The following is a 15,249-nucleotide window of genomic DNA, read 5'->3' on the forward strand; positions in this document are numbered from 1 at the left end:
CTGTGCTGCAGCGGGTGTGCAGGAGGAAGTTTTGCATAACAAAAGAGAGTGCCTCCGTAGGGAACGGAGCACTCTCTTTTTGCCGCTAATCAGCCGGTGGGGCATGGGTAACGTAAACCGTTTTTTCTTTCTTTTCTGTCACTTTTCCGACAATGTGCGCTTTGAAATCTGCAGTCTGCATATCTTTTACATATAAGTCCGCTTCTTCAGGCGTCATGCTGATGAGCAGACCTCCGGAAGTAATAGAGTCGGCAATACTTAATTTTTCGTGTTCCTTTAACGTTTCTGCGTAGGAAACATTACTGCCTATCCACTTCACGTTTTCCATCGTACCTCCTGGAACTGTCCCTTCTTCAGCAAGGCGGGACGTGCCGGGGAGGAATGGAACCGCATTAAAGTCGAAAGTGAAGCTGACATCGCTCCCATGAGCCATTTCATAGCCGTGGCCGATTAAACCGAAACCGGTGATGTCGGTAACTGCATGCGGCTCGTAGTTTCGAAGCTTCTCTGATGCTTCTTTATTTAAGTGAGCCATCGTCCGTGAAACAGCATTTATTTCTCTGGGGGAGGCTTTTCCTTTTTTAATTGCTGTAGTTATAATGCCGGTACCGAGGGGTTTTGTCAGTACGAGTACATCCCCCGGACGTGCCCCGACATTTTTGAAAATTTTCTCCGGGTGTACAATGCCTGTACAGCTCAGACCGAATTTCGGTTCCGGGTCATCAATGGAATGCCCGCCGGCAGTAACCGCACCGGCTTCTTTGACTTTGTCGGCAGCACCACGAAGGATATCTGTGAGCATTTGAGGGGGAAGCTTTTTAATCGGGAAACCAACGATATTCAAAACAGTCGCAGGTTTTCCTCCCATTGCATACACATCACTCAGGGCGTTTGCAGCTGCAATTTGTCCAAACATGTAGGGATCGTCGACTATCGGCGTGAAATAATCAACCGTCTGAACAAGAGCAATATCTTCCGTCAGCTGATACACCCCTGCATCGTCAGCGGTATCAATACCAACGAGGAGCTTTTCAGCATTTTCATTTTCAGGCAGGTGACGCAAAACTTGCGCCAGGTCCTCAGGACCGATTTTGCATCCTCAACCAGCTTTTTTCGTCATAGAAGTGAGGCGCTCGGGTGTAGTTATATTTTTCTTTTTCATTAGTTGTTCCCCTCCTTTCTGTTACATTATACCTTCTGCGTTGACCACATCCAAACAATAAACTAGAATTAAGAAAAGAGAGGACGGAAGGGGAGCTGCCGCATGAAAATAACCATTGAATTCTGCATGCAGTGAAACTATGCGCCAAAGGCTGCGAGTTTCGCAGAAGAAATATTCAGTGAGATGCGCCGTGAAATTACCTGTTTTGAACTCATCCCCTCTTCAGGAGGAGCTTTCGAAGTTTACAAAGAAGGAAAATTAATTTACTCAAAATTAAGCACCGGGTCTTTTCCGGACACAGAAAGCATTATTAAACTATTAAAGTAATAGTTAAAGGCTTCGTTTCCAATGGGAACGAAGCCTTTAACATTTCCGGCAGTTCGACACAGTTAAGAATCTCCCGTATAATAGCAAATAGATGGAAAATTGAAAGGAGCGTTTTAATATGTTCAGCAGAATCATTAAACTGCTTTTTGTAGTAGGTTTTGGGATTTATACGTATGGTCTCGCAGAGGATGAAAAGAAAAGAAGGCAGCTGACGTCCTCGTGAGCCGGACGTTTTCCGCGCAGTTTCTAAAACTCCTCCCTTCTGTTCATGAGCTTTCGGAAGCATCGGAGATAAAGGAGGCGGAAAAGCGGAATAAGCTTCCACTTAAATATACTAGAAAACTCATAAGAGATAAGGTCGAGCTCTTTCGGGCGCAGATTATCTCAGGGGTAACGACGGCAGAATCAAAAGAAGAGATGTTCAATTTAGTTCTCCAGGCCGTCCTCCCCGAAATGGAAGCAGTCAGATACAGACTTAAACCGGTAGTCAACGCTACAGGAACGGTTCTGCACACTAATCTTGGACGTGCCCGGCTGAGCCGGGAAGCTGCCCGGCATGTATCGGAAGCTGCCCTCAGCTACAGTTCGCTGGAATACGATATTTCCACTGGTAAACGAGGCTCCCGGATGTCACTTCTGGAAGAGCTGTTAACAGAAGTGACCGGGACGGAAGCGGCTGTAGTCGTCAATAATAATGCAGCTGCTGTTTACTTTGTCTTGACAGCCCTTGCCAAAAATAAGGAAGTGATTGTATCAAGAGGAGAACTGGTGGAGATAGGCGGATCTTTTCGTGTATCGTCCATTATGGAAGAAAGCGGTGCCCGTCTTGTAGAAACAGGAACGACGAATAAAACGAGGACCGCAGATTACATTAACGCACTTACTGACGAAACATCCATGGCAATGAAAGTTCATACGAGTAATTTTGCAATTGTGGGATTCACAGAAAGTGTAAATTCCTCTCAATTAAGACATGAACTGAATACTCACGGCCGGGAGGATGTAATAGTATACGATGATCTCGGCAGTGGGTCGCTCTATCCGTTCAGCAGTGAAAATATCGGTGACGAGCCCGTAGTCGGCAAAGTGGTTGAAAATGGAGCTGATCTTGTTTCTTTCAGCGGAGACAAACTGCTCGGAGGCCCCCAGGCCGGTATTATTGCCGGAAAAAAAGAGCTTATAGATAAACTTAAAAAACATCAGCTTGCCAGGGTCCTTCGTCTCGACAAACTGACTATTGCAGCACTCGAAGCTACACTTTTTGAATATTTATACGGTGAAAATCCTAAACAAGCTCTTCCTGCAGTGCGTGATATTACAAAAACACAGGCGCAGGTCAGGGAGTGGACAGAGGAATGTACAGCATCTGTCAGTCTGAATCAGATAATACTGACGCCGGAGCCGTCCTTTTCCAAAGTCGGGGGAGGAACAATGCCGCTTGCTGAACTTCCTACGTATGGATTATCTGTAGAAAAAGAAGGGCTCCGGGCGGCAGATATCGAGAAATTTATGAGAAGCCGTAATAAGCCTGTGGTCGGACGGATTTTAGCCGGCAGATTTTATATGGATATGAGGACTGTAGAACAGGAAGACTGGGCTGCAGCAGCTGAAGCACTTAAAGAACTTGATGTATTGTAATGTAATTAAATGCATAAATTCATCTTGCATTGTATTCGTTTTCAATTCATAATAGTTATTGGCGGATAATTGTCAATTTCACCTTAAAAGACTTTAGACAATTGTGAAAATGTATTATATGATAATAACCAAGGAGGGAATTACATATGTCAAATGAAAAAGAAACACTTTATAACTCCAAAAGAACTTTTGAAGTAAACAATGAAACGTATCATTATTATGATCTGAAGGCAATTGAAGAAGCAGGGGTTGGGAATGTCAGCAGACTCCCATATTCTGTACGGGTTCTTCTCGAATCAGTACTCCGTCAGCATGATGGACATGTAATTAAAGAAGATCACGTGGAAAACCTTGCTAACTGGGGCACCGACAAACTGAAAAGCATCGACGTTCCTTTCAAGCCGGCAAGAGTTATTCTGCAGGATTTTACAGGAGTCCCTGCGGTGGTGGACCTTGCGTCTCTCCGAAAGGCTATGTCCGATCTTGGAGGCAACCCGAAAGAAATCAATCCGGCGATTCCGGTCGATCTAGTAGTCGACCACTCCGTACAGGTTGATGATTTTGGATCCCCTGATTCCCTGCGCCGCAATATGGAACTGGAATTCGAGCGGAACCTTGAACGGTACAAATTCCTTAACTGGGCTCAAAAATCACTGGATAACTACCGTGCAGTTCCACCGGCAACCGGTATTGTACACCAGGTGAACCTGGAATATCTGGCTAACGTAGTAATGCAGTCGGAAACAAACGGTGGAGAGAAAACGGCTTTTCCTGATTCTCTCGTCGGAACGGACTCCCATACAACGATGATTAACGGACTTGGAGTACTCGGCTGGGGCGTTGGTGGTATTGAAGCGGAAGCAGGAATGCTGCAGCAGCCTTCCTATTTCCCGGTGCCTGAAGTTGTAGGTGTGAAGCTGGATGGAGCTCTTCCTGAAGGAGCGACTGCCACAGACCTCGCTTTGAAGGTGACACAGGCGCTGCGTGAGAAAAACGTAGTAGGCAAATTTGTGGAATTCTTTGGACCGGGACTTGCTGAAATGACATTGGCGGATCGTGCTACAATTTCCAACATGGCTCCTGAATACGGTGCGACATGCGGATTTTTCCCTGTAGATGACGAAACGTTAAATTACCTCCGGTTCACAGGCCGCAGTGAAGAACTCGTCCAGCTCGTGGAAGCTTACTCCAAAGCCAACCACATGTTCTATACGCCGGGTGGTCAGGATCCGGAGTTTACAGATGTGCTGAATATTGATCTTGGAAGCATTCAGCCTAACCTTGCCGGACCAAAGCGTCCTCAGGATCTTATTGAACTGAAGGATATGAAAAAAGAGTGGGAGCAGGCTCTGACTGCACCCGTAAGCAATAAAGGGTTCGGCCTTTCACCGGAGGAAGTTGACAAGCAGGTGGAAGTGGATCATCCGAATGGCAAAAAATCCACCCTTAAAACAGGGTCACTCGCCATTGCTGCAATTACGAGCTGTACAAACACTTCCAACCCGCACGTAATGCTCGGTTCCGGACTCCTCGCTAAGAAAGCTGTAGAGCATGGACTGGAAGTGCCGGAGTATGTTAAAACAAGTCTTGCACCAGGGTCTAAAGTAGTGACAGGATACCTTGAAAATGCCGGTCTTATGGAATACCTTGACGAACTTGGATTCAACCTTGTCGGCTACGGCTGTACGACGTGTATTGGTAACAGCGGTCCGCTGCCGGAAGAAATTGAAAAAGCTATCGCCGATTCTGACTTGACAGTTTCTTCTGTATTGAGTGGAAACCGGAACTTTGAAGGACGTATTCACCCGTTAGTGAAGGCGAATTATCTTGCTTCACCACCGCTTGTCGTAGCGTATGCTCTTGCAGGGACAGTGGATATTGATTTTTACAATGAGCCGATCGGCCAGAGTAAAGATGGAAAAGATGTCTACTTTAAAGATATCTGGCCTTCGAATGAGGAAATCCAGGCTGCTATGGAACACGCCGTGGATCCTAAACTCTTTAAAAAGGAATATGCACGGGTATTCGACGATAATGAAGAATGGAATAAGCTCGATACACCGGAAGGAGATCTTTATAACTGGGATGAAGAGTCCACGTACATCCAGAATCCTCCTTTCTTTGAAAATCTGTCTCCGGATCCGGAGGATGTTAAACCGCTTGAAGAGCTGCGGGCAGTTGCAAAACTTGGTGATTCTGTAACTACAGACCATATTTCTCCCGCAGGGGCGATCGCGAAAAACAGCCCGGCAGGCCGATTCCTGATCGATAAGGGGCTCAGCCCGGCACAGTTTAATTCCTACGGTTCCCGTCGTGGAAATCACGAAGTAATGATGCGCGGAACGTTCGCCAACATCCGTATTAAAAATGAGCTTGCTCCAGGTACAGAAGGCGGCTACACTACCCACTGGCCTACAGGGGAAGTAATGGCGATTTATGATGCCTGCATGAAGTATAAAGAAGAAGGTACAGGTCTGATGGTGCTAGCTGGCCAGGACTACGGTATGGGAAGTTCACGTGACTGGGCTGCTAAAGGTACAAACCTTCTTGGTATTAAAACGGTTATTGCCCAGAGTTTCGAACGTATTCACCGAAGCAATCTTGTGCTCATGGGAGTGCTTCCGCTTCAGTTCCAGGAAGGTGAAAGTGCTGATACGTTGGGACTGAAAGGAACAGAGCAATTTGATGTAAAAGTATCCAACGATGTGAAACCGCGTGATATTATCACTGTTACTGCAACGGACATTGAAAGTGGCGAAAAGAAAACCTTCGATGTTCTCGCTCGTTTCGACAGTGAAGTGGAAATTGACTACTACCGTCACGGAGGTATCCTGCCAATGGTACTCCGTAACACGCTTCAAAAAGCATAAAGTAATAAAAAAGTCTCCGGATAATTCCGGAGACTTTTTTCAGGCTGTTTATAAAGTGTTTTTTATACATGCCTATGCATTTCCCTGCTTTCGCCTCCTCAGGACGCTTTCCGGGCGGGCCGGCTTCAGCTCATTTCTTCCTCCAAATGCTCGGAAGAAATGGATCTTCTGCTCGTCCTTCATCCCCCCTGGCAGCCCTTTATTAGGGAAGCCAGGTTCATAATTGAGGAATTTTAAAGCAGTGTGAAAAAACGGTGAGACTGGTTGCGGGAAAGTTCGTGTAGGGAGATAATTGTATAAACTTACAGTTTCTAAAAGGAGAAATGCTCTTGATGAACAAGGATAAGAAATTGAACGGTTGGAGGACACCCTCCAGGGCTCTGTTAACAGCATATCTCGGGGTTTTGTTTTATATAGTATTTTTCGCTTGGAATCACGGGGCATCGTTCCATGAGGTTGGGGAGGATGGAAGAAATTATAATCTTACTCCGCTGTTAAGTATATATCGTATCGGCTTTTTCAGCGCTTCGTATGTTGATCCGCTGATCATTCTTGGAGGAAACATTCTATTATTTTTTCCATATGGTTTTCTTTTAACGGATATTCTGCATAGAAAAAACGACCGTACCCGGACGGCCGTATTTTTAATCGTATTAAGTACCGCAGCAGCGCTGTCGGTTTTTATTGAAGTGAATCAGTATTATTTTACTTATCGGGTTGCAAATATTGATGACGTTATATTAAACACTTCAGGAGCTTTTATCGGGTACTGTGTCTGGAGAATCACAAGCCGTATCGTCAGAAGGAGGACCTGAACGTTTCAACCACCATTTATATCCTCTGTAGACAGTAAATAAAAACAGTGAATAGATAATTACCATATAAACGAGGTCGGCAGGATCTGTCACTATCGTGTGGCCTGCAAGAGCGAATAAAGCCATAGAAGGGATTTTACCGAGTCCGGAAGCTGTGGAATATAAAATAAAAGGAACACGGCTGAGTGCTGCATAAGCATTAATAATAATGGAAGGAATAACCGGAATCATCCGAAGAACAGTGAGTGACATAAAGGCATTCTTTTCAAAAAGCAGAGTCAGCCCCTGTACTGCTGTATACCGGGCCAGCAGTTTTCTTCCGGATTTTTCAAACCCTCCATATCTGATCATTAAAAAAAATAACATGGAAGCGAGTGTAGAGCCTGTCCATATTATGACCGCTCCGGAAGGCCCGAAGGCAGCTCCTATCACTCCGCCCACTAAAGGGTAGGGGATGACTGGGAAGAGCGAAAGAAGAGTTGCAGTTATAATAGTAACGAATATGTAATCCCTGCCGTATGTTTCCAGCCAGATAAGCATCGGTTCATGGTAAAACCATAAAAGAAGTACAGTCAGGAAGGTAAAAAGAAGTACTGCTAATTTGCGTGCCATCGTCCAATCTCCTTTATAAGTGTCTTTCTTTATTATACATAGAATAAACAAAAGGGACTAAGGAAAGGCTGCGAGAATACAGGAAAGCGTAAAATCAAGGGTTTCAGGCTGCACAGTAACTGCTCCTCCCGGGCCCCGCCGGTGACCGTAAGCCGTACAATCTGTTAAAATAGAATTATATTATCTGCTGACACAGCCGGGAAATAACATTGCGCAGCTTAATGTAGCAGGTCCTTTAAATCCACAGATCGTAATAAAACGTCCGGCTGGGAAAGCTGTTTCTAAATTGGTTATCATAATTAAGTACCCTTTGAGCGGATTCAGTTTTGAAAAAACAGCTTACATATTAAGACACTTTGAAAGGAAGTATTTTTATGGTTGGAAAAAACGCAGAGCTGAACCCGGAAATGAAGATACAGGAAGTTAAAAAAATGCCCTACAGTGAGCTAAACGAAGCTGAAATCACCCGGGTTCTTCATAACCTCCCGGCAGAGGATACGTCGCGGCCTGATTGGGAGGCAGCGGCAGCAGCTGCCAGATTCGAAAGAAAAGGTTTTCAGGATAAGAGAGTGGAAGAATACATGATTTCAGCCCTTTCGTCAAATAACCCGTCCGAATACGTATGTGAAACTATTATTCACATAGCATATGAAATCTTAAAACAACCTTGGTTTGAGGACGGATTTCCCAAAATAAGGGAAACGGATCACAGTCATGGAAAGAAGAAAAAACTGGAGCATCTGAGGCAGCTGCTGGCAGTCGAAAAAGAACGAACTTCGGGGTACACTCTGTTAAAAGAAAAAAGAGAAACTGTATGTCAAGGAGCGGGGGGGAGTAAGAAAAATCAGGCAGTAACACACTGGCTTAATCTCCTCCCTGAAATAGAAAGGATGATCCAGGAAGCCGAAACGGCGGCATCAGATTACAGAAACACAATTTCAGGAATATATTCTTCCAAAGAAAAAAAACACAATTTAGATGAAGTGCTTAAAAACCTTATGGAGGTTTCAGAAGACTGGGATGCTGCAGTACAGGAAGAACTGAGTACGGAGAGCAGGGCGCTTGAAGAGCTCAGCAGAATGACAGGAATGAAGCAGGTAAAAAAGAGTGTGCATGCCTTTTACCATTTTCTGCAGTATGAAAAGGAACGGGAAACGAGAGGATACGAGAACAGTTCTGAACAAAGCCTTAATATGATTATTACAGGAAATCCCGGAACTGGGAAAACGACGATAGCTAAGCTTCTCGCAGAGATCTATTTCGAGATGGGGGTTCTCCCTAAAGAAAAGGTCGTGGAAGCTGACCGGTCCAGACTTGTAGGGGCATATGTCGGTCAGACTGAAGAAAAAACCACCGCAGTTATAGAAGAAGCCCTAGGTGGAGTTTTATTTATTGATGAAGCCTATACTCTGCATAGAAGCGGAGGAGAAGGCAGTGACTACGGCCAGACTGTCATCGACACGTTGATTTCAGCGATGACCAGCGGAAAATATGCGGGAGGTTTTGCTGTTATACTGGCGGGCTATCCGGTGGAAATGAGAGAATTTCTTAATAGCAATCCAGGGCTCCGCAGCCGTTTCCCATCTTCCAATTTTATCGATCTGCCGGATTACACTATGCAGGAATTAATTGAAATAGGAGTAAAAACGGCGCTGGATCAGGACTTTACTCTAGCTCCTGATGTGTATCCAGTTTTGAAGGCACGTCTTGAAAAAGAACAGGTCGATGAAAGTTTTGGAAATGCAAGAACGGTTAAGCAGCTCATTCAGGAAGCTGTTTTCCGTCAGGGAGCAGAAGCGGCTCAAACAAAAGATTTTTCCGAATCGCAGATGACACTGCTTTCAGGAAAGTATTTCGAAGAAACAGAAACAGAAACGGACACGGACCCTTTTCTGGAACTGGAAGAACTAATCGGTCTTGATAATGTGAAGCGCGAAGTTAAACAGCTGGCCTCTTTTGTGGAAGTTCAGCAGGAAAGAAAAAAAGCAGGTTACCGAGGGGTCCCGGTACAGCTTCATGCAGTTTTTACCGGTCCGCCTGGTACAGGAAAGACAACTGTCGCCCGCATATACAGTAAAATACTCAAGCAGCTCGGATTGTTGAAACGCGGACATGTTATTACAGCAGGCCGCAGTGACCTCGTGGCAGGATATACCGGACAGACGGCACTTAAAACTAAAAAACTGATCCGGCAGGCTCTCGGCGGAGTACTCTTCATTGATGAAGCGTATTCCCTGCTCAGGGGAGGAGATCAGGACTTCGGAAGAGAAGCGGTGGATACACTGGTTGAAGAAATGACTAAACATAATGAAAACCTTGTCATTATTCTGGCCGGTTACGAATCCCCTATGGACGAGCTTTTGAAAAGTAATCCAGGTATCGCCTCACGCTTTAAAAAGGAAATTCATTTTCCTCCTTACCAGTCAGAGGAACTTATGAAAATCCTCCTTTTTTATGCCGGAAAGTATGGGTATACTTTAGGGGCGGGAGTTTATGAAGAACTTCTGAGGAAAATAAAGGAAAAGCAGGTGGACGGGAATGCCCGTACTGTAAAGGATATGATAGAGAACGCGGTACAGGTTCAGGCCTATAACTATATTTACGGCAGTAAAAATCGGGCACTTAATGAACTGCATAAAGATGATTTCTACCTGCTGCAGGAGGAATGACATGATTAAAGATGATGTAAAGATCCAGGTTAGATACGCAGAAACAGACCAGATGGGAGTTGTGTACCACGCTAATTACCTCGTATGGTGTGAAATCGGCAGAACAAGCCTGATGAAAAAAATGGGGATTCCTTATATTGAAATGGAAAAAGAAGGAGTCCTCGCTCCGGTGACGAATGTCAGCATGGATTACAAATTCCCGGCAAGGTATGGAAAAGAAGTAATTGTCACGACTTACGTAAAAGACTATTCAGGAGTAAGAGTTACTTACGGTTACGAAATTAAAGATGATTCGGGCACACTCTGCCTGACGGGGACGAGTGAGCATGTGCTTGTAAATAAGGAAAGTTTCCGTCCAATTTCCATGAAAAAGCATTATCCCGAGTGGGATAGGGTATATAAGGAAAACAGGATTACCTCCTGAATGGTTTCAGCTGCAGAATAGTAACCCGTCCCAAACAGTTTCTGTCCCCGAGGAGCTGACGGACAGAACTGCGAATTAATAATAGAAGTCAAATGCGAATATTAGACCGAAAAGAGGTGGGAATGTGGCTTTTGGGGTCAGTAAGGATGAACTGAAACAGTGGAGACAGAAAGCGGACCGGGGAGAAGTAGCTTTTCTTACCCACTATTGGTATGATCCCCGCTTCCCGGAATATAAAACGGTGACGAAAGCTGCATGCTGTGACAGAAGAACGCTTATTCAGTGGGGAAAAAAATACGGGTTGAAACCACAGTGGATTCACACAGACAACCATTATCCTCACTATGATCTTATTGGAACAACGGAAAAAGAAATATTAACGGCGGAAGGTCATTCGGCTAAGCTGGCTAAGCTTCAGGGGAAGCCAGGTTCCGGACAATTTCACTAAATGCAGAAAAAAGCAGCGATCACCGGGCGCGGAAAAGCTGACAACTTTTTCACTGCTTTAAAAGAACTTTAAACAAAGAAAGGATGATAGTATGCACAACTTTCAAAAAGAAATCATATCCGATTTAGAAGTAAAGCCGGAGATTAATGTTGAGGAGGAAATTACTCAGCGTAAAAATTTCCTGAAAGCCTATTTAAAAAAATCCGGGATGAAAGGATACGTTCTTGGTATATCCGGAGGTCAGGATTCAACACTTGCAGGTGCTCTTATTCAAGAGGCGATTAACGAACTGAACGAAGAGGAAGCAGACGGTTCATATATTTTCTGTGGAGTGCGGCTCCCATATGACGTCCAGGCAGATGAAGACGATGCCTCCCTTGCTGTGGACTATATAAAACCGGATAAAGTGCTGACCGTAAATATTCAGTCGGCAGTGGATGCTTCTATGGAACAGTTCGAGGAAGCTCTCGGAGAACCGCTTTCTGATTTTCTTAAAGGAAATACAAAAGCGAGAGAACGTATGAAAGTGCAGTATGATATAGCGGCTCATTACAATCTCCTTGTAGCCGGAACGGACCATGCTGCGGAAGCTGTAACAGGATTTTACACAAAATATGGCGACGGCGCCTGTGATATTGCCCCGTTATTCGGCCTGAACAAAAGGCAGGGAAAAAAAATAATGGAAAAACTCGGAGCTCCTGAAAAGCTGGTTTCCAAAGTTCCTACAGCAGACCTTGAAGATGATCAGCCGCTGATCTCGGATGAAGAGGCGCTGGGTGTAACTTATAAAGAAATTGATCAATATTTGGAAGGTCAGGATGTCAGTGAAAAAGCCAAAAACATTATTGAATCAAAATATAAACAGACGATGCATAAAAGGCAGATGCCTGTCACGATATACGATTACTGGTGGCAGAAATAATGTCCAGAGCTGATCTGCATATGCATTCAACTATATCTGACGGTGGGTATACGCCTTCAGAGCTGATGAAAAAATGTGCTGAAGCAGGCGTGAAAATGATTTCTCTAACAGATCATGACTCTACGGACGGCCTGCAGGAGGCAGCGCAGGCCGCTGCCTCGCTCGGGATGAAATTTATAAACGGTATAGAGCTTTCAACACGTGTGAAAGGACGAAGTGTTGATATTCTGGGTTATGGAATTGACAGCCGCTCACAAAATCTTCAGGAAAAATTACAATTTCACCGGGAGAAACGTTACAACAGAATGAAGCAGATGGTGGAAAAGTGCCAGTCTATAGGACTGGCAGTTTCCATCGCAGACGTGGAAAAAGAAGTTACAGGGGTCACCTGGTCCCGTCCCCATCTGGCTGGGGCTCTTGTGAAAAAGGGCTATGCAGAATCTGTCAGTGAAGTTTTTGAGAAATTCATAGGATACGGCAGGCCCTGCTATGTGGAAAAAGAAGAAGAAATGCAGCCGGAAGAAGCAGTGAATATTATCCGGGAGGCCGGAGGAGCAGCGATAGCAGCTCACCCGGTTTACTATAATCTGGATGAGCAAATATTAAACTGGCTGGAAAGAGGTCAGCTGGATGGTGTGGAAGTGTACCATAGAGATCATAGCCCCAAAGATATTAAACGTTTTCTTCTATTGGTTGAAAAAGCTGAAGTTAAAACAGGGAAACGGTTTTACCGCACAGGAGGCACCGATTTTCACCATGAAAAATTCGGCCGGAGTGGAGAACGAATAGGTGCTTCGCCCCTTCCATGGAAAGAGGCGGAATATATATGCCGTGGAATTGGCGGATAAGTGGAGGAGAATATGAATAGTTCAGATATTATAAACAATAAAAACAAAGTTCATGCCTTTCTGCAGCCTGTCATAAGTGCAGATAAATACGAAGCCTCTGCATTTGAGGTGCTCGGCAGATATGAAGAAAACGATAAATACGCATCCATGGTCTCATTTTTTACTGACGAGTATGTGGAGGACGAAGTTAAGTGGGAAATCGATAAATGGATTTACAGTTGGGCCGTGGAAAAAGCATTAAGACTGGAAAAACTGCCGGTTCTGCATTTTAATATTCTGCCGGCAGTACTCGGACCGCTTGACGCGGTCGAAGAGCTTCTGGAGTTTTTTGAGGAAATAGAGAAAAAGGGATTTCCCCGTTCCCACACGGTGTTTGAAATTCAAGCGGAAAAGTTTGAAGGGACTTTAAAAGAACTCACTCATATTCTTCTTTACTTTAAGGCCAGCGGGTATTTAACAGCGATGGACAATATAGGTATTAACGACACACATCTTGATCAGTTTTCGACGCTGGAGCCATCCATTATTAAGGTGGATGTTTCCGATCTGGAGGAAACATCTTCTTATTACACGTATAGTGAAATTCTCGATACACTCGCTTTTTATGCGAGAAAATTAGGGGCAGCCCTTCATTTTACAGGCATTGAAACGTCCCATCAGCTTCATATGGCATGGAGATATGGAGGCCGCTTTTTTCAGGGATTTCTCCTCGGTTTACCGCATGCCGAAGGAAGCAGCCGCAGCGAAAAACAGGAAGTCGTTAAGGATTTAATACACTCTTTTATTGATATGCACTACCGATGGCTGGATCGTCAGACAGAGCTTTTAGTAAAGATGGATGAACGGGTTAAAAAAGTCTGGACTGGCAGGGAGTCCCTGGATACTTTCTTGAAAAGCCTGACTAAAAAAATGGATATTGAAGCTTCCAGAATGTATATATGCGACAAGTATGGGTACCAGCAGACGGTTAACTGGACAAAAACAGAAGAAGCCGGGTGGAAAATGGATGAAACCGCCAAAGGGAAAAACTGGAGCTGGCGCGTTTACTTTCTCGATAATGTAGTTGAAATGCAGTTTAATAAAAATGGTATGCTCTCGGATAAATACAGAGATATTGAAACAAATGAAATTATCAGGACCTATTCCTGTCCTTTAGAAAAAAATCTGTATTTGTTTGTAGACCTGGATCCTGTTTATCTTTACAGACAGAACTGGTTTCAATAAAACAGGCCGAATGAAAGGGGGGAGGCTGTTTGAAGTCTTCACCAGTCTGGAAGCTGAAAGGAACACTGTTTTTCTTTCATGCCTCGATGACTATTATGATCAGCTACCTGCCCGTCTATTTTCAATATTTAGGATTAACCCCGTGGGAAATCGGAGTTCTGCTGGCTGCCGGGCCGGCGGCAGCTATCCTGGCCCAGCCTTTCTGGGGGTTCATGAGTGATAAATGGAAAACAGTCCGTAAAATACTCATCCTCTGCCTGTCAGGGGCTTTAACGGTCGGATTTTTTCTTTTCCAGCTTAATGAGTTTTATTACATAATACCGGCTGTATATTTGTTTTTTTCTTTTCTTTCTCCAGCAGGGGGGCTGGGCGACAGTCTCGCACAGAAGGTGTCAGTAGAAAAAAGCGTGTCTTTCGGAAGTATACGAATGTGGGGGTCCCTCGGTTTTGGAAGTGCTTCTCTTGCGGGCGGCTACATTCTCAGCTGGATTGGGGTAGGCCATATTTATGCAGTGTTTGCTTTATTTTTAGTAACAGCACTCATATTCGCCTACGCTTCTCCTGACAGCACGCCATCGAGTAAACCTGTGAGTCTCGGAAGCGCCTGGAAACTTCGTAAAGACAGGGAGCTTCTTCTTTTTCTCGGTTTTATTATGACGATCAGTCTGACCCACCGTATGAACGATTCCTTTATTGGATTATACATAGTTGATCTCGGGGCGGACGAGTCGGTAATTGGGATGGCCTGGTTCATCGGAGTTACTGCTGAAGCACTGATGTTCGCTTTCAGTACGTATTGGATGCGCCGTTTTCATCCTCTCACCCTGATAGCTTTGGCAGCGGCACTTTACACTGTCCGCTGGATCCTGCTTTTTTTGGCTCCGGAACCGGGTTACGTACTCATGATTCAGGTGACACACGGCATAGCGTTTGCTGTTTTTTATTTAACAGCTTTTCAGTTTGTCAGCAGGCTCGTTCCTAAAGAGTTGGAATCTACAGGGCATCTGCTCTTTATTTCCGTTTTTTTCGGCGTATCCGGTGTAATTGGATCCTCGGCAGGAGGGATTATTGTAGATGCATACAGCCTTAAAATACTTTATGCAGTTATGGCATGTCTGGCATTTGCAGGCTTTATAGGAGCATTGACATACAGAAAGAAATTTATTCAAAAGTTCAGCTATTAATAAACACTGGGCGATTTAAATTCAAAGCTGTATTAAAATTCGCTGTTGACGGCTGGAGAAAAACTTCACTACGGAGCTTTAATAGAGCCAAATTCACTATTGCCCT

The 15,249-nt window shown here is 44.6% G+C and carries 13 protein-coding genes and 1 pseudogene; 12 read left to right on the forward strand and 2 right to left on the reverse strand.

Annotated elements, in window-relative coordinates; all coding sequences use genetic code 11:
- Positions 1-85 precede the first annotated feature (85 nt).
- Positions 86-1,120: a selenide, water dikinase SelD gene (gene selD / locus C6Y45_RS05420; RefSeq protein WP_425427855.1), complete on the reverse strand. Its 1,035-nt coding sequence runs from the start codon at positions 1,118-1,120 to the stop codon at positions 86-88.
- Positions 1,121-1,309: 189 nt separating this feature from the next.
- Between selD and C6Y45_RS18070 the strand changes: the two are divergent.
- The 5 genes and pseudogenes from C6Y45_RS18070 to C6Y45_RS05440 all read left to right on the forward strand — a co-directional run.
- Positions 1,310-1,489, forward strand: a pseudogene (locus C6Y45_RS18070) (Rdx family protein); the annotation flags it as partial.
- A gap of 219 nt (positions 1,490-1,708) precedes the next feature.
- Entirely contained in the window at positions 1,709-3,127 is a 1,419-nt protein-coding gene (gene selA, locus C6Y45_RS05430; protein ID WP_107584039.1) for an L-seryl-tRNA(Sec) selenium transferase, read from the forward strand.
- A gap of 146 nt (positions 3,128-3,273) precedes the next feature.
- Positions 3,274-5,997, forward strand: coding sequence for an aconitate hydratase AcnA (acnA, locus tag C6Y45_RS05435; protein ID WP_107584041.1), 2,724 nt, complete (start codon positions 3,274-3,276; stop codon positions 5,995-5,997).
- 68 nt (positions 5,998-6,065) lie between these two features.
- The gene (locus C6Y45_RS17375) at positions 6,066-6,203 is read left to right on the forward strand and encodes a hypothetical protein (RefSeq protein WP_160058145.1); all 138 of its coding nucleotides are present in this window, start codon (positions 6,066-6,068) and stop codon (positions 6,201-6,203) included.
- A 126-nt stretch (positions 6,204-6,329) separates the two neighbouring features.
- Positions 6,330-6,812 carry a VanZ family protein gene (locus tag C6Y45_RS05440; protein ID WP_107584043.1) on the forward strand — a complete coding sequence of 161 codons (483 nt, stop codon included), beginning with the start codon at positions 6,330-6,332 and terminating at the stop codon, positions 6,810-6,812.
- On the opposite strand, the gene C6Y45_RS05445 is transcribed toward C6Y45_RS05440, so the two are convergent.
- Entirely contained in the window at positions 6,747-7,424 is a 678-nt protein-coding gene (locus C6Y45_RS05445) for a TVP38/TMEM64 family protein (RefSeq protein ID WP_107584045.1), read from the reverse strand. The genes C6Y45_RS05440 and C6Y45_RS05445 overlap by 66 nt on opposite strands.
- 374 nt (positions 7,425-7,798) lie before the next feature.
- Here C6Y45_RS05445 and C6Y45_RS05450 point away from each other — a divergent pair, with 374 nt between their 5' ends.
- From C6Y45_RS05450 to C6Y45_RS05480, 7 genes are all read left to right on the forward strand, one after another.
- A complete protein-coding gene (locus C6Y45_RS05450) occupies positions 7,799-10,093 on the forward strand; it encodes an AAA family ATPase (RefSeq protein ID WP_107584047.1) in 2,295 nt (764 codons plus the stop codon).
- 1 nt (position 10,094) lies between these two features.
- A complete protein-coding gene (locus tag C6Y45_RS05455) occupies positions 10,095-10,517 on the forward strand; it encodes an acyl-CoA thioesterase (RefSeq protein ID WP_107584049.1) in 423 nt (140 codons plus the stop codon).
- 124 nt (positions 10,518-10,641) lie between these two features.
- Positions 10,642-10,965, forward strand: a complete 324-nt coding sequence (locus C6Y45_RS05460; protein WP_107584051.1) for a hypothetical protein — start codon at positions 10,642-10,644, stop codon at positions 10,963-10,965.
- Between the two features lie 91 nt (positions 10,966-11,056).
- The gene (nadE, locus tag C6Y45_RS05465; protein WP_107584053.1) at positions 11,057-11,887 is read left to right on the forward strand and encodes an ammonia-dependent NAD(+) synthetase; all 831 of its coding nucleotides are present in this window, start codon (positions 11,057-11,059) and stop codon (positions 11,885-11,887) included.
- On the forward strand, positions 11,887-12,735 hold the full coding sequence (locus tag C6Y45_RS05470; protein WP_107584055.1) for a PHP domain-containing protein: 849 nt from the start codon (positions 11,887-11,889) through the stop codon (positions 12,733-12,735). The genes nadE and C6Y45_RS05470 overlap by 1 nt, the downstream gene beginning before the upstream one ends.
- 12 nt (positions 12,736-12,747) lie before the next feature.
- On the forward strand, positions 12,748-13,959 hold the full coding sequence (locus tag C6Y45_RS05475) for an EAL domain-containing protein (protein WP_107584057.1): 1,212 nt from the start codon (positions 12,748-12,750) through the stop codon (positions 13,957-13,959).
- 29 nt (positions 13,960-13,988) lie between these two features.
- The gene (locus C6Y45_RS05480) at positions 13,989-15,143 is read left to right on the forward strand and encodes an MFS transporter (protein WP_107584058.1); all 1,155 of its coding nucleotides are present in this window, start codon (positions 13,989-13,991) and stop codon (positions 15,141-15,143) included.
- The last annotated feature ends 106 nt before the right edge of the window (positions 15,144-15,249 follow it).

It is taken from the genome of Alkalicoccus saliphilus (assembly GCF_003044065.1).
GTDB classification, from domain to species: domain Bacteria; phylum Bacillota; class Bacilli; order Bacillales; family Salisediminibacteriaceae; genus Alkalicoccus; species Alkalicoccus saliphilus.

Bases quoted from the DNA above. Each gene is read 5' to 3' on its own strand.
- C6Y45_RS05440 (WP_107584043.1), top strand. From the start codon at position 6,330: ATGAACAAGGATAAGAAATTGAACGGTTGGAGGACACCCTCCAGGGCT.
- nadE (WP_107584053.1), top strand. From the start codon at position 11,057: ATGCACAACTTTCAAAAAGAAATCATATCCGATTTAGAAGTAAAGCCG.
- C6Y45_RS05455 (WP_107584049.1), top strand. From the start codon at position 10,095: ATGATTAAAGATGATGTAAAGATCCAGGTTAGATACGCAGAAACAGAC.
- C6Y45_RS05445 (WP_107584045.1), bottom strand. From the start codon at position 7,424: ATGGCACGCAAATTAGCAGTACTTCTTTTTACCTTCCTGACTGTACTT.
- C6Y45_RS17375 (WP_160058145.1), top strand. From the start codon at position 6,066: ATGCCTATGCATTTCCCTGCTTTCGCCTCCTCAGGACGCTTTCCGGGC.
- C6Y45_RS05475 (WP_107584057.1), top strand. From the start codon at position 12,748: ATGAATAGTTCAGATATTATAAACAATAAAAACAAAGTTCATGCCTTT.
- C6Y45_RS05450 (WP_107584047.1), top strand. From the start codon at position 7,799: ATGGTTGGAAAAAACGCAGAGCTGAACCCGGAAATGAAGATACAGGAA.
- C6Y45_RS05470 (WP_107584055.1), top strand. From the start codon at position 11,887: ATGTCCAGAGCTGATCTGCATATGCATTCAACTATATCTGACGGTGGG.
- acnA (WP_107584041.1), top strand. From the start codon at position 3,274: ATGTCAAATGAAAAAGAAACACTTTATAACTCCAAAAGAACTTTTGAA.